The sequence below is a fragment of the Methylobacterium sp. PvP105 genome (genome assembly GCF_017876975.1).
GTDB classification, from domain to species: Bacteria; Pseudomonadota; Alphaproteobacteria; order Rhizobiales; family Beijerinckiaceae; genus Methylobacterium; species Methylobacterium radiotolerans.
Genome location: NZ_JAGIPA010000001.1, coordinates 6,597,610 through 6,614,079 on the forward strand (window position 1 = coordinate 6,597,610; position 16,470 = coordinate 6,614,079).

Here is a 16,470-nt window from a genome sequence, read left to right on the forward strand (position 1 = left end):
CTTATAGCCACCAAAGGTTCAAGGGCCATGGCAGAGATATCGATCGGCGAGCTGGCGCGGCGCTCAGGGGTAAAGGTGCCGACGATCCGCTATTACGAAGGCGTTGGCTTGCTGCGCGTCCCGGCGCGCACGGGTGGACTGCAGCGCCGCTACGACGCCGCCGCAGTGGCGCGGCTCCACTTCATCCGGCACGCGCGCGAGCTTGGGTTCGAGGTGGCCGCGGTGCGCGAACTGCTGGCGTTGAGTGAGCAGCCGGACCGCCCGTGCGCGGAGGTCGACGGCATCGCCCGCCGTCACGTCGAGGACATCGACCGGCGCATCGCCCGGCTCGTGGCCCTCCGACGCGAGCTGCGGCGCGCCCTGGACACCTGTGGCCGAGGGCGGGTCGGCGACTGCCGGGTGATCGAGGCGCTCGCGGATATGGAGCAACCTGCCGAGTAGCGGGCGGTCCGTCCCCGGTGTGATCCAAGCCGCGGCCCGTATGCCCGGGGAGGAGCGCCCCGCAAGAGTGGCGGGGGCGGGTCACGCCTGTCCGCCCGTCGTCGGGGATCGGGAGGGGCGGCCGCCGTCGAAAGGTCCGTTGGCCGTTGGGCCCGCTTCGGTCACCCGGACGGCGCGCCCGCCCCGTCGACGCTCGCTCGATACAAGTCCCCCCGCGGCGGCGACACTGGGCGCCGCCGGGCCGGCTGACGAGATGCGGCCGTCGTTCGCTCCAGTGCCGGAACGGGCGGCGGGGCAGGTGGCTCCGTCCGGCCGGCTCGGCCTCGATGACGAACCCAGTCGCCCGCCGTGGGGCGTGGCCACCGTGCCGGCCTCATCGCCCGGCGTGATCAGCCACCGCGCGACCAGGGCGTCGGCGATGTCGACGCCGAGCCATCCGGTGGGGTGATCGTAGCGGGTGCGGGCTTCGCGCAAGGCCGGATCCATCCTCGGGGTCGCCCCCCCGCAGCGCCGCGATCGGCGCGCCGGGATTCGCCATCGCCATCATCGCCTCCGGCCTGCGGAATACATCCGCCGAGACGCTGCGAAAGCAGCGTCATCGAACCTGATAGGCCTCGGTCGGGTGAAGCCCGCGAGTGGCGTCATTGATCCGGCGGCGTCCGCGGGACGACGGCCAAGGGCCATTGGTCGGGACCCGAACCCGACGGGACCGAAGGGATGCCGAATCCAGGCGGCGTCCGTCGTTCCGGCGAACGGGACCGCGGACTGTCGCCGGCGCCAGCCGCCCAGGACAACCTTAAGGAATCGCATGGCAATCTCGTGGCGCGGCGCTTGGCTCCGCGACCGATGGGAGGGAAGGCGATGCTGTCGCGGGGCAGGTTGCCGGACCGGCGTCCGATCATCCCACCGAGGGAATACCCGCTGGCGGCGTCGTGGGCGGTGCTGACCGCGGCCGGCCTCGCGCTCGCCACCATCGACCGCATGGTTCCTGGGATCGGCATGGGGCCCGCCTACATCCCGCTGATCGTCCTGGCGGGCTGGCGGCTCGGACCTGCGGTCGCCTGTGGCGTCGCCTTGGCCGCCGCTTTGCTGAACGTGTTGCCCGCCTTGCCCGAGGAAGCGGCACTGCCTCCGGCGGTCGCGGTCGCCCGGGCCTTCCTCCGCCTCGGCACCTATGCCTTCGTGGTTTTCGCCACCTGCACCTTGCGGCGCGCCTACGACCGCGAGCGGGAGGCCGCCCGCCAGGACGCGTTGACAGGCGCCCTGAACCGGATCGCGTTCGAGGATCACGCGCAGGCCGTCCTGTCGACGCGGCGCGGCGGGCGCCACGTCGTGGTGATGGCCGACCTGGACGGCTTCAAGGCGCTGAACGACCGGGAAGGCCATGCCGCCGGGGACGAGGTTCTGCGCCGGGTCGTTGCCGCGGCAGGGGCAACCCTCTCCCACGGGGAGCGGATCGCTCGGCTTGGAGGGGACGAGTTCGCTTTCCTGCTGCAGGCCGAGACGGACGCCTTGGCGGCAGTCCGGGCGGAGGCGTTGCACCAAAGCCTCGTGCATGCGCTCGCCGGCCGCGGCGTCGGCGCGAGCATGGGGGCGATCGTCCTGGCGGCCGGCTCGGGCGAGAGCCTCGCCGCGGCGCTACGTGCGTCCGACGCGCTGATGTACGCCGCCAAGGCCGGGGGCAAGGGGGGCCTGCGCCTCGGCAGCTTGCCGCCGACGGTGCGGGCCTCCCCCGAACCGGATGCCGCCGCGATCCCGATGGTTGCCTGACGTGCGAGCCGGCGCGGCAGGGCCCGCCGCCACTCGCGGGAACGGCTCGATGCCGCCGGCGATCCTCGCGGCCGACCTGACGATCCGGACCTCACGCATGATGCCCGCGGGCTGGGCGGTCGGCGCGCCCGCCGGTCGGCATGCATCGCGACCGTGATCGCATTGTCGCAGTGGATCGGGTAAGGGGTGCGGGCAGGTCGATGGAGATGCCTTTGGCCAAGGACGAAAGGAGCACGCTTCCCGGGCCGATGCCAGACCATGAGGATGCGGTGAAGGCGGAGGTCGAGCAGGTCAGCTCGAAGATCGACAAGGCCTTCCGCAAGCTCGCCAAGAAGATGCGCGAGCGTGCCGACAAGGCGAAAGCGAAGGCGGATGGGACGCGCAAGCCGGAGAGGCGCGCCGTCCTGCTCCGACGTTGCGAGCTATACGCAGACGCGGCGACGCACATCGAAGGACGATTCTCTGGTGGCGAGGATTAGCGTCCCGGCCTGAAGCTCGATGCCGGCCGATTCACGTCACCGTTCCGCCGGGGCACCGGTTCGCGCCCCGGCTCCGTCGCCCGGGCCCGATGCTGATCAGTCGGGATCGGCCGGGCATGGGGCGTCTGCCGGGTACGACGGCTTGCTTCCAACCCTGCGGGGGCGCCCGCATGCTGGCCATCCGGGGTGAACCAAAGTATAGAGTTCGCCTGATATGCGCCCATGTACGGGCGCACAGGATCCGAGACTACATACGAGGTGTGCTGGCCGTCCGGCGACAAGTCATGCGTCGGCGTGCCGTGTGGCGATGCAATGTCGCGGTGAGGCCTCTTGAGGGGCATCCGGCCGACGCCGCGCTGAAACTCCGAAGGTTTGCTGTGGTGGATGATGTCGATCCGTCCCCGGCCTCCCGGGCCGGCGGTCAGGAGCAAGCTTCCCCAGAAGGGCGGTACTGCGTCAGGCGCCTCGACGCGCGGGGTAGGACGATCCAGACCCACGACATCGTTGCCATGGATGGCGACGAGGCTGTGGAGTTGGCACACGCGCTCAGCGGAACGGGCAGGGCGCAGCTCTGGCACGGGGACAAACTCATCCACGAGATCGAGCCGTTCGCGTTCAGGCGCCGGCCGGGCGTTACGTGAGCGTGGAGCCGCCCGCCGCGCCCCGAAACGTCCCGCGCGCCGCGCGGGCGTTCGCCCCCGGCCGATGCCGTCATCGGGGCATGCGCCTCGGTGCGGTTGCCCGGGCCTGCCCGGAAGGGCCAAGTGTCCACGAGGCGGCCGTCCCGAGGCCGGCTTCGGGACGGCCGCGTCACCGGTCGGGTCACGGCAATGGCACGACCGACGCACTCCGCCGCCTCCGGCGCAAGCCACGCGCTGCGTGACCCGGCCCCCCGGACGCGGGAGCCGGGGCGCCGTTTCGCGGGGCGTCACGGCCATTCATCGAATGGCTCGGTGCGCGGGCGTCGCGGCTCGCCCTCCCGCCATCGCCGCGCGGGCGACGAAGCCAATGCGGCGTGAAGGCGGACCGGACCCACGATCAGGATCGACTGTTCCGACGGGAAAATATTTGTCGATATCCCCGCAATCAACAGATGTTTTGCCCGGTAAAGTCTAGACATCGAAGCGCTTCTGCTGTAGTGGACGCTTCTCCCGGTGAGACGTGCAGGTGCGCGCCCGGGCCCTCCATAATCCCCTGACCTCGACCATCGCCTTGTCCGCGGCGGCGCGTCGTCGTTCCCTGAACCAGCCGCGCCTCGGCGCGGCCCGGCCAGCGATGTGCCGCCGATGGCGTCCATCCCGGACGTCGTCCCGGCGTGCTTGGAGTTCCACCATGCTGATCGCCTTCTCCGGCGCCTCGGGGCGCACGGACGCGTCACACGCGTCCCTCCTCGCCGCGCACGCGGCCACCGTCGCGGACGGCGCGGCGACCCTGCTGGCGTCCGAGCGCGTCGCCGTGCCGGGATCGCGCACCGGCCTGCGCCACGTCCGCTTCCGGGAGACGGCGTCCGCGGGCGAGGTCGCCCGGGCGGCGGAAGCGTGTTTGCGGGGCGGCGGACCCGTCTTCGTCGACCTGCCGTCGAGGCACCTGCGCGCGGGAGCGGTCCGCGCGTTGCTGGACGCATCCGTCCTCGTGGTCGGCCCGCACGCCGCGGACGAGCGCGAGGCCGCCGCATGGCGCGCCGCACACACGACCCCGGTACCGACGTGGTATCTCGGCTGCCGACGCGCCGGCGGCGCGCCGGCGGCGGCGCGGTTCGCGGCCGCGATGGCGCTCCTCGATCCCGACGGACCGACGCTTCCCTGCGCGGTGCCGCCGCTAGGTCGGGGCGAGGCCTCCGGCCTGGCCGACGGGACCCCCGGAGGGCATGCCCTGCGGGTCGCGCTGACGCTGCTGGGCGCCGTTCGGCGGGCCACGGGGGCTCCCGGGCGGAACCTGCCGCCCGAAGCCCGCGAGGACGAGGCGAGGCGCATCGGCGAGGCCGCAGACGTCCGGTCGCTGCCCGAGAGGCTGCGCGACCTCGCCGACGACGTCGAGGCGGCGGAGGCCGGGCTCAAGCCGACCGCCGACGACCTGGCCGGCGCGCCCGTGCTCGACGGCTGGTCGTGCGACGCCGTCTTCGCCCCGGTGCTCAAGGGACGGGTCACCGGCCACCCCGGCATCGCCGAGGGGCACCGGGTGCGGACCAGCGAGGTCTACCTCACGGATCGCGCGACGTTCGCCCGGACGCTGTCGCGCTGGTACGTCCTGCGCACGCCGGCCGGCGATTCCGCGGGCGCCGTGCACTAGGTCGGCGCGGCCTCCCCGGGCCCCCGGTCCAAGTCCCAGTTCCAAGCCCAGTCCAGCCGAGCCGAGCCGCACGCGGCGTCGGTTGACGGAGTCTTGCGCATGCGCCTCTGGATCCTGTCCGACCTGCACCGCGACATGGGCGTCCCGTGGACGCCTGAGGCCATTCCTGAGGCCGATGTCGCCGTCGTCGCGGGCGACGTCGGCGAGGGGATCGAGACCTCGCTCGATTGGCTCGCGCGCACGATACGCCCGCACATGCGCGTGGTCTTCGTGGCGGGAAACCACGAATACTACCGGTCGTGCCGTCCCGACGCCCTGGCGGCCGGGCGGATCGCGGCGGCGCGGTCCGGCGTCGACTTCCTGGAGGACGAGGCCACCTGGATCGGCGACGTCGCGTTCGCCGGGTGCACGCTCTGGACCGATTACCGGCTGGACGGGGACGGGCGGGTGGCGTCCTCGATGGACGACGCCCGGCGGATGCTCGCCGATCACCGCCGGATCGACCGGGCGCGCCGCCCGGCGGCCATGCCGTTCCGGCCCGAGGACGCCGCCGCGGTCCACCGCGCCAGCCGCGCCCGGCTGGAGTCGCTCGCCCTCGACCGGGCGTGGACCCTGGCCCGGGCCCGGGTCGTCGTCACCCACCACGCCCCGGCCGCGGCGTCCCTCGACCCGGCCTTCGCGGGCCGGCCGCTGAACCCGGCCTTCGCCTCGCGCCTGGAGGGGACGATCGGTCGCCTGGGGGCTGCCGTCTGGGTCCACGGGCACGTCCACGCCAGCCGCGACCACGTGGTCGGTCGGACCCGGGTTGTCTGCAACCCCAAGGGGTATGGGCGCGAGAACCGGGCCTTCGACCCCGCGCTGGTCCTCGACGCCACGACCTGAGCGTCCGCCGCCCGTCCCGCCGCAACCGCCTGGAGAATGCCATGAAGGACGTGACCCCGGACATCGCGCGCGGCATCGTCCTGCGGCACCTGCCGCGGGCCCTGCGCGCCGGCCTCGACGCGGACGCCACGGACGGTCCGCTCCCGGCGCAGCTCGCCGCGGACGCCGAGGCGGCCACGCCCGGGCTGGGCGCCGGCGTGACGGCGTGGCTTCGCGAGAACGTCGGGCCGTGTCCCGGGCTGGACGTGCCGCCGCAGGACGGTGCCGCGGGGCCGGGGGAGGCCGACGGTTGCGGCCTCGGCGCCCTCGACCGGGCGGCCGCGCTCGGGGACGACCCCACCCTCCGGGAGATCGCCGACGCCCTCGTCCTGCTCGGCGCCTTCGAGCGCGTCGCGGAGCACGCCGGGCGCGCCGCGGCCGCGGCCTGGTCGTACCTCGATCGGCTCCCGGAGGTCGGGGCGCAGCTCCACCGGCTTGCGCCCGTCCCCGCAGGCGCTCAGGCCGGCGGGGACGCCGCGCGCGCGCCGTGGGCGCACCTCGACCCGCTCGGGAGGCCGGCGGCGGCTCCCGACGGCGCGACCCAGGCGACCGACGAGGCCGGGGCGTCCTGGCGCGCGGAACTCGAATCGGCGTTCGCGGACATCTGCCAGGAGGCGCGCCTTCTCGCCGTCGGCCTCTCGGCCGTCGCGACGGGCCGGTCCCGCGGCCTCTGGACCACGGGCACGCTCGCGCAGGTCGCGGCGGTCGTCGGGCAGGCCGTCGCGCAGCCCCTGACGGTCGCCGCCGAGCGGGACGGACGCCGGGCCGGCGAAGCGCGCGCCCAATCCGAGATCGCCGACCTGCGGGACATGGTGCGCGCCTACCGGGACGAGGCGGACCGCCGGCAGGACGGCGGGGCCGCCGCGGTCGCCGACGTCCCCGCAGGCCACGTCCTGGTCTGCCCCCACCTGAATCGGACGGGCCACAGCAAGGCCAAGGAGGTGGCGCGCGGCTACGAGAACGCGATCGGCACGGCGCTGCCGCTGGTCCCGACCCCTGACCTCGCCGGCGTGCGCCGTGCCCTCCTGGAGGAGTTCCCGCACGCCGTCGCGGCGGTGGACGCCACGCTCGGCGCGTTCGCGGCGCGTCCGCACGTCCACGCCCCGCCGATGGTCATCGCGGGGCCGCCCGGGTCCGGCAAGTCGCGGTTCGTCCGGCGGCTGGGCGAGTCGCTCGGCGTCGGGGTCTACCGCGTGGACGGCGCGAACGACGCCGGAGGCTCCTTCGGCGGCACCGAGCGGCGCTGGTACTCGTCCGAGCCCTGCCGGCCGTTCATGGCCGTCGCACGGCATGCCCAGGCCAACCCCATCGTGATGGTCGACGAGGTCGACAAGGCGGCGACGCGGACCGATCATGGGCGTCTCTGGGATTCGATGCTCCAGGCTCTCGACCCGGAGAACGCCGCCCGCTTCCCGGACCCCTGCCTGCAGGTCGAGCTCGACCTCTCGTGGGTCACCGTCATCTGCACCGCCAACGCGCCTGCCGTCCTGCCGGCGCCCCTGCTGGACCGGATGCGGGTCGTCCGGTTCCCGGAGGCACGCGCCGACCACCTCGACGCCCTGCTCCCGGGCATCCTCGCCGGGGTCGCCATGGAGGCGGGGTTCGACCCGCGATTCCACTTGCCCCTCGACGCGGTCGAGCGCGCCGCGTTGCGGGCGCGCTGGCGCGGCGGCTCGTTGCGGCGCTTGCGCCGGGCGGTCGAGGCGATCCTGCGCGTGCGGGATCGCGCGCTGACCCGGAGCCCGCAATGAACATCCGCCCGAGCGCCGACGGGACGGGGACGCCCGTCCGGGCGGAGCCGGGCGTGTGCTGGCTCGCCCCGGCCGCGATGGCCGGGATCCTGGCGCACGCGCGGGCCGCGGAGCGGGTCTCGCCGCGCCCCGCCTTCTGGGTGCTGTCGGACCTGCGCGTCGACCTCCGCCCGGACCTCGCGCTCCCGGAGCCGCTGCCCGCCTTCGACGCGATGCTGGTCGCCGGCAACGTCGGCCCGGGCCTCTCCGCGTCCCTGACCTGGCTCGCCCGGGCGCTCGACGGCCGGCAAGGCCGTCGGCCGGTCTGCGTCGTGCCCGGCAACGTCGAATACCGATCCGGCACGCCGATGGCCGAGGCGCTCGCCCGGGGTCGCGAGCTCGCCGCCGATCTCGGCCTCGTCCTGCTCTCCGACGACGCGTTCCGGTTCGGGCCCGCCCACGGCGACGGGACCGTCGTGGTCGGTGCCACCCTGTGGACGGACTGGCAGCTGGGCGCGTCGTCGGGCCGGCCCCCGGCGCGCGTCGCGGCCCGCACGGCCTGGGAGGAGGCCGGGCGCATCGAGCTCCGCCGCGGACGCCCCCTGACGCCCCTGGACACCCTCGCGATGCATGCGCGCAGCCGTGCCTTCATCGAGGACGCGCTGACGAGCGCGGCGATCGGCTCCCTGGGCCTCCCGCCCGGCCCGAACGCGTGCGTCGACACCGCGCTGCCGGGCGACGCGGCCGTCGTCGTGACGTGCCACGCGCCGACCCCGCGCTCGCTCCCCGTCGACTGGGAGGGATGGCACGCCGACCCCTGGCTGCCGGCGTCCCTGGCGTCGGAGGCCGCCGCCGCCATGGCGGCCTGGGGGGCCCCGTCGCTGTGGGTACACGGCAACGTGCCGGCGGCCGCCGACCACCGGGTCGCCAAGACGCGCGTGGTGGCCAACCCGCGGACCGGCGGCCGCGACCACGCGATGGCGGCGCACGCCTTCGACCCGACCCTCGTCGTGACGGCCTGAGGCGCCGCCACGATCCCGAACACCGGAGCTGGGAATGGGAGCGCACATGGACATGTCGAGAGCACGCGGCCCGCGCTTGGCGCGTCGGGGCGGGACGATGCCGCCGCGCTGCTGCCCGCTGACCCTGTGGCGGACCCGGGCGCCGTCCGAGATCGCCAAGTCCGACGTGACGGCCCTGGCGGGCGCTGTCGCCGCGACCGCGATCCTGCACGAGCGCCGCTGGCCCGCGGCCCGGGCCGGCGATCCCGCCGCGGCCGCGGCCGTCGCCATCGACCGGATCCGCCACCACGGTCCCGAGGGCCCGCTCGCCGACCTGGTGATGGGGAACCTTCTCGTCCTGGCGCACCGGGACGGCGACCCGACCGCGGGCGTCGTGCTGTCCCACGCGCTGCGCGCCCTGTCGCGGTCGCGCCCCGGCCACGGCGAGTTGGCCCGGATCGCGCGGGCGTGGACCGCGCGGTCTGGACGCGCGGCGCGGCCCCGCCGCGGGAGGCGCGCGTGACGGCCGGGGTGGGTCCGACCCGCGCCGCGTCCGCGATCCCGCGCCGCGAGGCGACGGCGCGCGCGTTCCTCGCCCTCCTGGTCGAGGACGGCCGTCCGGCGGCGAGCTTCGACGAGGCGGTCGACGCACTCCTCGACGGCCCCCGGCGCCCGAGCGCCGACCTCGCCGGCGCGGCCGTCGCCCTCGGCCGCGCGGTGGACGCCGTCGGCGGGGTCGGCGCGCTTCCCCGGCTCGGCCCCGCGATCCTGCTGGTGACCGTGCCGGCCATGGAATGGGTCGAGCCGGTCGCCTCCGCGTCCGCGCTGTGCCTCGTCGACCCGGGGCGGCGGTTCCCGCGCGGCGACGGCCGTGCGGGAACCGCCCTGGTCGTGCAGGCCGACGGCTCGTCGTCGGGGCACCAGCCGGACAGGCGAAACGGCGAGGTCCGGCAGGCGCTCCAGGACGGCGCCGTCGTGATCGGGGTCTCGCAGGATCCTGCGCGGCTGCTGCCGCGCGACCTGGTGCGCGGCGCCGAGCTCCGGATCGAGGTGGAGGCCCTCGACCCGACCGAGGTCGCCCTCGTCGTCGAGGCGGTGACGGGCGCGGCGCCGCGGTCGCGCCTGTCCGCCGCCGGGGCCGCGCTCTGCGATCCCGGGGACCTGAGCCTGGCCGTGCACGCCGCGCGCGGCGGCGAAGGCTCCGCGAGCAGGCTCGCCGCGATCGTGTCCGCCAAGGCCGGGACCGACCGGGGCGGACCGGGGCTGGAGGAGCTGCACGGCTACGGCGCCGCCCGCGACTGGGGCCTTTCCCTCGTCCTCGACCTGAGGGCGTGGCTCGCCGGCGGGCCGGCTGCGCCGCGGTGGGCCGACCTCGAATCCGCGGCCCTGCTGTCCGGTCCCCCGGGCGTGGGCAAGACGGCCTTCGCGGCGGCGCTGGCCCGCAGCGCCGGACTCCCCCTGATCGCGGGCTCGCTCGCGCAATGGCAGGCGGCCCGCGACGGCCACCTCGGCCACACCCTGGGCGCGATGCGCGCGTTCTTCGACCGCGCCCGCCGCTCCCCCTGCGTGGCCCTCGTCGACGAGATCGACTCCTTCGGCGACCGCGCGAGCTTTCCCGAGCATAGCCGGGATTACGCCACGCAGGTCGTCAACGCCCTGCTCGAACACCTGGCCGGGGCCGCCTCCCGCGAGGGGGTCGTGGTGGTCGGGACGACCAACCACCCCGGCCGGATCGACCCCGCGATCCTGAGGTCGGGCCGGCTTGAGCGCCACGTCCGGATCCAGCCGCCGGACGCCGTCGACCTGGCCCTCATCCTGCGCGGATACCTCGCCGGCGCCCTGCCGGGCCTCGACCTGCGGCCCCTCGCGGGCCAGCTGCTCGGCGCCACCGGCGCCGACGCCGAGGCGGTGGTCCGCCGGGCCCGCGGGCTTGCGCGCCGGGCGGGGCGCGACCTCGACGCGGCGGATCTTGCCGCGGCGGCGGCTGAGGCGTGGCCGCCGTTGCCCGCGAGCGTACGCCGCAGGGTCGCGGTCCACGAGGCGGGGCACGTGCTCGCCGCCGCGACGATCGGGGCGGGGGCGGCGTCGCTGTCGGCCGCGATCGGCGCCGAAGGCGGCGCGGCGTGGATCGGGGCCGGGGAAGGGGCGGGTCCCGTCACCGAGGCGCAGCTCGACGAGCGCCTCGCCATCATGCTGGCGGGCAGGGCCGCGGAGGAGGCCGTGTTCGGCGACGTGACGGCCGGGGCCGCGGAGGACCTCGCGGCGGCGACGCGCCTCGCCGTCGCGATGGAGACCCACCTCGGCTTCTCGCCGCGCACGCCCCTGGTGGCGCTCCCGAAGGCGGCCACGGCCGACCTGCTGCGCGTCCCCGGCGTGGCGGCCGCCGTGCACCTTCGCCTGACGGCGGCGTACGGGCGTGCCTCCGGGGCCGTTCGGGCCCGGCGGGCGGCCTTGGGTCGGCTGGCCGATGCCCTGGATCGCCAGGGCGACATCGGCGACGCGGCGATCAGAAAGATAATCCGGGGCTCGCGCCGCCGGGGCGAGCCGGACGCCGACAGGTGAGCCGTGGCGCCTGTGGACAATGTCGTCGATCCACGATCGCGGCGCCCCCGGCCGCGGTCGAATACACGGCGTTTCCGCGATCGAGTGCGCTGGACTGAAATAGTCTCGTCTTCGATCTGCGAGCAAACAGCGAAATCGACTGCGGCGATAGTCGATCTTGATCCCAAGTTGATCCAAGTGTCGCGTGCAGTAGAGCGGCGATCGATGCGGGAGGGTTCTCAAAACGAGTCAACATGACGAGGCATCGGCGGCGGTGCGCCGATCGCCTCACTGAGTTACCTGGCGCATCGACTGATCGGAGGGCGCGATTGGTGAACACGGCGCTAAGCGCGAAGGGAGAATGACTGCCTTCGCGCTACGGACTCGTGACTCATCTTCGACTGAAGGCGGCCGCGACAGGCGGACAACAATACCCCCCATGGGTATATTGGCATCGTCCCGTTCCGGGGACGCGTTTAAGGAGGGCATGCTTGTGACCAAGATCGCTTTCTTCTCCGACGACGACGCGGGCGCGCTGTGCGGCCGCATGCTCTGCCTCGGGTTGTCCGCCTTGCACGGCGACACCACCCTCGCCCTCGCCGGGGCGGCCCCCGCGGCCGGGGGCGCCGGGGCGCCCGGGGGGACGTCGGTCGTCGCCCTCGCCCCGAACGCGAATGCGTTCGAGGTCGAGCGGGCGGCGCGCGCGGCGACCACGCTTGGCGGCGACTTCGTCGCCGCGCTGCCCCTGACCAGCGTGCGCGACCGCGCCTTGCGGAATCAGTTCGATGCCGTGGTCACGGTCGGCTTCCAGGAGGCCTCCGCCTCCCGGGCGCTGAGGGCGGCGCGGTATCTCGCCGCGGAGGACGCCGGGGCCTTCGCCGCGGCGCCCCCGGCCTGGTTCCTGGCGGGGCCGGGGCAGTCGGAACTCCGGACCCGGGCGCAGCTGGCCTCGGCCGTGGGGCCGCGCCTGCCGTTCGCGACCCGGGCGCTGCCGATGGCGCTGCCCTGGCTGTCGCCGGCCGAGCGTCGTCGCCTCGCCGCCTGGGAGGCGGACGCGACTGTCATCCGCATGGGCATGCTCCTCGCCGCCTTGGCGCTCTGCGTCGCGGCCGATCCCGGGGCGAGGCGGCTGGAGGCCGCCGACCTCGCGACGCTGATGGCCGCGCGGACGCTGCCCGCCGAGCTGGCGTTGTCCGACCGGCTCGTCGGACTGGCCAACGCCTATGAGGAGCTCGACGCCGCCGTCGAGGCGATGGGTTGGCCGCGCCATGCCGCGTGCGCGCCCGGCCGGCGTGCGCTGCCCGCGCGGGTCGGCGCGACGCATGCCCGTCGGAGCTCGGACGGCGAGCCGGCCGGCATCATGCCGCGCCGGGCCTGACGTGGTCCGACGCCTGTCGCCGAGTTCGCCCGGGTGCGTCGGCGCCAGCCCGGGCGCCCGTCCCATCAAGCCCCCGGCCGTTCCCGATGCGGGGACGGTCGCCGTTCCGGACCCCGCTGCGGCATGCCGCTGGGCGCGGGCCGGCCCTTGCACCGAGGAGCGTAGAATGAGCGCACGGACATCCTTGTCATGCCCCCCGCGAAAGCCGTCCCGGCCCGAGACCGGCGCCGGGGAGGGAGCGGGCTGCCGCCGTGCGCGGGGACCGAGCGGGACGAGCGCCAGGCGTGCGGTCCCCGTGCGCGGCCGCGGGTTCCTCGCTGTGCCTCGGCGGGCGGCGTCTGGCCGCCGGCCGGACGATCTTTTCCGCGTGCCCTACGAGATCGAGCTGGATCCCGGCTTCGACGCGCGCGACGACCTCGCACACGGCCTCGACGGCTTGCCGTCGCCCGGCGGGCGCGGTTCTTCGAGGCGAGGCTGGGACGACCTTGACCCGAACGCCGACTGAGGCGCCGCGGTGGGCCGGCCCGTAACGACGAGGGAGACGACATGCAGACCTGCCCGGCGTCCGCGCCCGATCCCGAACCCGCGCCGACCCCGCGTCCCGCGTCCACGCGCGTCGCCGACGCCGCCCGCCCGGTCCGGCCCCGACCGGTCGATGGGGCCGCTCCACACGACGCCCTGCTGGCCCTCGACATCGAGACCGTCCCCGACGCCGCCTTGGTGCCCCCGGACTGGCCTCCCGACCGTTTCCCGAAGAACGCTTGGCACCGGATCGTGGCGATCTCGTTCGTCACCGCGGACATCCTGCGCGAGCCCGGCGGGCGGGAATCGTACGCGGTGACGGCGTGCCGCAGCGGCGGGGAGGGGGATTGGGACGAGGCGCGCCTGCTCCGGGCGTTCTGGAGGTTCTTCGAGGCGCGCCGCTACCGCGTGGTGACATGGAACGGCCGGGCGTTCGACATGCCGACGATCCTGGCGCGGTCGATGATGCACGGCGTCGAGGCGCCCGCCTGGTTCCGCCGCGGGACGCGGTGGGAGGGTTACCGGCATCGGTTCGCCCTGGACTGGCACAACGACCTGATGGACGCGACGTCCGAGCACGGAGCGGCGCAGCGGCTGACCCTCGACGAGGCCGCGGCCTCGATCGGCCTGCCGGGCAAGATGGGCGAGCACGGGTCCCGCGTGTCGGCGATGGTCGCCGCGGGCGAGACCGAGAGGGTCAGGGCGTATTGCGAGACGGACTGCCTGAACCTCTACGCGCTCTACCTGCGCTGGGCTCACCTGTCCGGACGGACGGACGCGGCCGGGCACGATCGATCGGTCCTCGACCTCATGGACCACCTCGACCGCGCGCGGGCGGCGAGCCCCCACCTGGGGCGGTTCGTGGACGCTTGGCGGCTCTGTTCCGCTGGTCGTGCGATGGTCGTCCCGGCCCAGGCCGGCTCGGAGACCATCGCTTGAGACGCGGGCGGTGGGTGTCTTGCTGGGACTGGTCCGGATCGGCGGTGGTTCCCTCGACGGCGCCGACAGGGCATCCTGACCGGCCGCCGGCTCGGGCTTCGCGGGCGACGCTGCGGCGTGAGTTAACTGGTCGTCGCCAAGGCTGACGATCCTGTCTCGCCCGGTAAGCCCGGTACGGATGCCTTCACCCGGAGAAACAAACGCGCGCCCCTGACGTGGCCGCAAGCTAAGCCGGCACGCTGAAGGAAGCAGCCACCCGTTTAGCCGGAACGAAGTGGATCGCGCCGGCAAGGGAGCCGCACACCACTCAACGCCGTTCCGCTTCCAAGATGCTGCGTAGGGCATCGAGGGCCGCATCGCGGCCAGCCTCGGTCCTGAGGCCGCGCCATAGGCGCATGCACTCGTTGTCGGCCCACAACCGCCGGGGCACCGTCCCGGAAATCAAATCCTGTACGGGGACGCCCAGCAGGCTGGCGATCATTTGCAGGCGGGAGTGGATCGTCTCGCGCTTTTCCGGCATCGTCTAGCTCCGCCTATCCCGCCGAACCAGAGAGCTGCATCAGCATACCCAGCTCCACTTGCGATTGCAAGCCGCGTCGCGATCATGCTTGGGTCGGCTAGATCGTCGCGGGCCGGCCCATCTGGGTTTGGCGCCTCGATATACGCGACGGGGTCATGGGGCCGGACCATCCGCGCCTGCCTTGACCGGCCCGGTTTGACCGGTCGATCCATTCCCTTATCGAGGTGGACGGTGTGCAGTCCGCTTTGCCAGGCTCGAAGTCTGCCCGGTTCGAAGTCGGGCGGGCGTCGGCGGATCGCGTCCCCACATGCGCGAAGCCGAATCGAGCCGGGCTAGGCAGCCTGCGATGTATCCGAGATCGCTCTGATCGCCCGATCGTTTCGTGGGCTGGCCCCGCGCCTTGCGTCGCGGCGATCCGCCGGGGCCATGTCATCGACGGGGCCTTGCAGTTCACGATCGAGGATGGCTCGCCTTTCGAAGGACTGGGACGCGCTGGCCGCCGACGCGAGGGGCTTGGCGGCCCTGGCGGCCATCCAGGTCGATGCCACCGGCCCGTGACCTCAATCCCGGCGGTCCGGGCGAAAGGGTCGAGACCCGCCCGGACACCGCTCGCGGCGCGCGCCGGGTTCGGCCTGAGCGACGGACGCGACGGACGAGCGCGACGCCGAGCCGCGGCGGAGGAGTCGTTCACGACGCCGTGGTACGATGCGCGCCGGATTCGGCGGGCGCCGACGCCCGCGCGTCGGCGACGGACAGGGGTAAGTGCCGCTCATGAGGGACATCGACACGAAGAGCCCCGCCGGCATCGTCGCGCTGATGTCCCTGCGCGGCCTGGGACCGACGGGCGCGGAGCGGCTCGCCGAGCGCTTCGGCACGTTGGGCGAGGTCTTCGACGCCGAGCCGCGGGGACTGCGTGGCATCGTCACGGCGGCGGCGGCGGCGTCGCTCCGGGACGCGGACGCCGTCGCGGATGCGCTCGCCAGGGCGGCCCGGACCCTGGATCAGGCCGACCGGCTCGGGGTACGCGTGCTCTCGGTCCACGACGGGGATTATCCCGCGGCGCTCCGGGACCTGCAGGACCGACCGCCGATCCTCTACGCGAAGGGTGACCTCCGGGCGATCGAGCGGAGCGTCGCCTGCATCGGCACCAGGGAACCGAGCGAATTCGGCCGGAAGGTCACGGCCGCCATCGTGCGGCGGCTCGTGGAGGCCGGCTGGACGATCGTAAGCGGCCTCGCGATCGGCGTCGACGAGCTCTCCCACGCGACCGCGCTTCGGTCGGGGGGGCGGACCGTAGCCGTGATGGGCGGCGGCCTGGACGGCGTGTATCCCCGGCAGAACGCGAGGCTCGCCGACGAGATCGTGGACGGGGGCGGCGCGCTGCTGAGCGAGCAGGCGTTCGGGATCCCGCCGGCCCCCCGCAACCTCGTGCAGAGGGATCGGCTGCAAAGCGGCCTGTCCGTGGCGACGTTCGTCATGCAGACCGACGTCAAGGGCGGGTCGATGCACACCGTGCGCTTCACCCTCATGCAGGGGCGCCTCCTGTTCGCGCCGGTGCCGCGGGCCCGGCACGCCGAGGAACCCAAGAGCCGGGGCATCCTCGCGCTGACGCAAGTGCCCGGGCGCAGGCTGTCGGCCATGGTCGGGGCCACGGGCGAGTATGCGGAACTGCTCCTCCGGAGGTTCGGCGAGAATGCCGTCGCCATCCCGCTGGAGAGCGGCGACGACTACCCGGCGATGCTCGACGCCATCGAGGGGCGGCTGTCCCCGGCGCGCCCCGGAGGGGAGGGGAGGGCGACGGCTCAGATATCGATGATCTGAGCGGCGTCCCGGCGGGAACCCGGGCCGGCGGCCGAGGGTCGAGGCCGGACCGCCGACGTTGCCGACGTCACGGTACGCCGATAGCCTGGCGGGCGCTTGCACGCCGAGTCGGGCCAAA

Annotated in this window: 14 protein-coding genes; 13 read left to right on the forward strand and 1 reads right to left on the reverse strand. The window is 74.3% G+C overall.

Features of this window, described 5'->3' with window-relative positions:
- The first annotated feature begins 27 nt into the window (after positions 1 to 27).
- From J3A75_RS31965 to J3A75_RS32020, 12 genes are all read left to right on the forward strand, one after another.
- Positions 28 to 441: a MerR family transcriptional regulator gene (locus J3A75_RS31965; RefSeq protein WP_043075225.1), complete on the forward strand. Its 414-nt coding sequence runs from the start codon at positions 28 to 30 to the stop codon at positions 439 to 441.
- Positions 442 to 1,302: 861 nt separating this feature from the next.
- On the forward strand, positions 1,303 to 2,211 hold the full coding sequence (locus J3A75_RS31970) for a GGDEF domain-containing protein (protein ID WP_071000294.1): 909 nt from the start codon (positions 1,303 to 1,305) through the stop codon (positions 2,209 to 2,211).
- A 212-nt stretch (positions 2,212 to 2,423) separates the two neighbouring features.
- On the forward strand, positions 2,424 to 2,690 hold the full coding sequence (locus J3A75_RS31975; RefSeq protein WP_024828390.1) for a hypothetical protein: 267 nt from the start codon (positions 2,424 to 2,426) through the stop codon (positions 2,688 to 2,690).
- 1,332 nt (positions 2,691 to 4,022) lie between these two features.
- Positions 4,023 to 4,979, forward strand: a complete 957-nt coding sequence (locus J3A75_RS31980) for a hypothetical protein (RefSeq protein WP_052517004.1) — start codon at positions 4,023 to 4,025, stop codon at positions 4,977 to 4,979.
- 99 nt (positions 4,980 to 5,078) lie between these two features.
- Positions 5,079 to 5,861, forward strand: coding sequence for a metallophosphoesterase (locus J3A75_RS31985; protein WP_043075229.1), 783 nt, complete (start codon positions 5,079 to 5,081; stop codon positions 5,859 to 5,861).
- Positions 5,862 to 5,902: 41 nt separating this feature from the next.
- Entirely contained in the window at positions 5,903 to 7,651 is a 1,749-nt protein-coding gene (locus J3A75_RS36765) for an AAA family ATPase (protein WP_236961830.1), read from the forward strand.
- Complete coding sequence (locus tag J3A75_RS31995) at positions 7,648 to 8,652, forward strand: metallophosphoesterase (protein ID WP_107645320.1); 1,005 nt, start codon at positions 7,648 to 7,650, stop codon at positions 8,650 to 8,652. Before J3A75_RS36765 ends, J3A75_RS31995 begins: the two co-directional genes overlap by 4 nt.
- 52 nt (positions 8,653 to 8,704) lie before the next feature.
- Positions 8,705 to 9,154 (forward strand): hypothetical protein, encoded by a 450-nt coding sequence (locus J3A75_RS32000; RefSeq protein ID WP_124262947.1) that lies wholly within the window; start codon positions 8,705 to 8,707, stop codon positions 9,152 to 9,154.
- Complete coding sequence (locus J3A75_RS32005; protein ID WP_124262946.1) at positions 9,151 to 11,193, forward strand: AAA family ATPase; 2,043 nt, start codon at positions 9,151 to 9,153, stop codon at positions 11,191 to 11,193. The genes J3A75_RS32000 and J3A75_RS32005 overlap by 4 nt, the downstream gene beginning before the upstream one ends.
- A gap of 472 nt (positions 11,194 to 11,665) precedes the next feature.
- The gene (locus J3A75_RS32010) at positions 11,666 to 12,550 is read left to right on the forward strand and encodes a hypothetical protein (RefSeq protein ID WP_124262945.1); all 885 of its coding nucleotides are present in this window, start codon (positions 11,666 to 11,668) and stop codon (positions 12,548 to 12,550) included.
- Between the two features lie 367 nt (positions 12,551 to 12,917).
- Positions 12,918 to 13,055, forward strand: coding sequence for a hypothetical protein (locus J3A75_RS32015; RefSeq protein WP_159392782.1), 138 nt, complete (start codon positions 12,918 to 12,920; stop codon positions 13,053 to 13,055).
- Positions 13,056 to 13,096: 41 nt separating this feature from the next.
- Positions 13,097 to 14,011, forward strand: a complete 915-nt coding sequence (locus J3A75_RS32020; RefSeq protein WP_071000297.1) for a 3'-5' exonuclease — start codon at positions 13,097 to 13,099, stop codon at positions 14,009 to 14,011.
- A 307-nt stretch (positions 14,012 to 14,318) separates the two neighbouring features.
- Here J3A75_RS32020 and J3A75_RS32025 read toward each other — a convergent pair whose 3' ends face one another.
- The gene (locus J3A75_RS32025) at positions 14,319 to 14,531 is read right to left on the reverse strand and encodes a hypothetical protein (RefSeq protein WP_043075244.1); all 213 of its coding nucleotides are present in this window, start codon (positions 14,529 to 14,531) and stop codon (positions 14,319 to 14,321) included.
- A 771-nt stretch (positions 14,532 to 15,302) separates the two neighbouring features.
- Here J3A75_RS32025 and J3A75_RS32030 point away from each other — a divergent pair.
- A complete protein-coding gene (locus J3A75_RS32030; protein ID WP_024828379.1) occupies positions 15,303 to 16,352 on the forward strand; it encodes a DNA-processing protein DprA in 1,050 nt (349 codons plus the stop codon).
- Positions 16,353 to 16,470: the final 118 nt, after the last annotated feature.

Bases quoted from the DNA above. Each gene is read 5' to 3' on its own strand.
- J3A75_RS31985 (WP_043075229.1), top strand. From the start codon at position 5,079: ATGCGCCTCTGGATCCTGTCCGACCTGCACCGCGACATGGGCGTCCCG.
- J3A75_RS31995 (WP_107645320.1), top strand. From the start codon at position 7,648: ATGAACATCCGCCCGAGCGCCGACGGGACGGGGACGCCCGTCCGGGCG.
- J3A75_RS32025 (WP_043075244.1), bottom strand. From the start codon at position 14,531: ATGCCGGAAAAGCGCGAGACGATCCACTCCCGCCTGCAAATGATCGCC.
- J3A75_RS31965 (WP_043075225.1), top strand. From the start codon at position 28: ATGGCAGAGATATCGATCGGCGAGCTGGCGCGGCGCTCAGGGGTAAAG.
- J3A75_RS31980 (WP_052517004.1), top strand. From the start codon at position 4,023: ATGCTGATCGCCTTCTCCGGCGCCTCGGGGCGCACGGACGCGTCACAC.
- J3A75_RS32030 (WP_024828379.1), top strand. From the start codon at position 15,303: ATGAGGGACATCGACACGAAGAGCCCCGCCGGCATCGTCGCGCTGATG.
- J3A75_RS36765 (WP_236961830.1), top strand. From the start codon at position 5,903: ATGAAGGACGTGACCCCGGACATCGCGCGCGGCATCGTCCTGCGGCAC.
- J3A75_RS31970 (WP_071000294.1), top strand. From the start codon at position 1,303: ATGCTGTCGCGGGGCAGGTTGCCGGACCGGCGTCCGATCATCCCACCG.
- J3A75_RS32000 (WP_124262947.1), top strand. From the start codon at position 8,705: ATGTCGAGAGCACGCGGCCCGCGCTTGGCGCGTCGGGGCGGGACGATG.
- J3A75_RS32020 (WP_071000297.1), top strand. From the start codon at position 13,097: ATGCAGACCTGCCCGGCGTCCGCGCCCGATCCCGAACCCGCGCCGACC.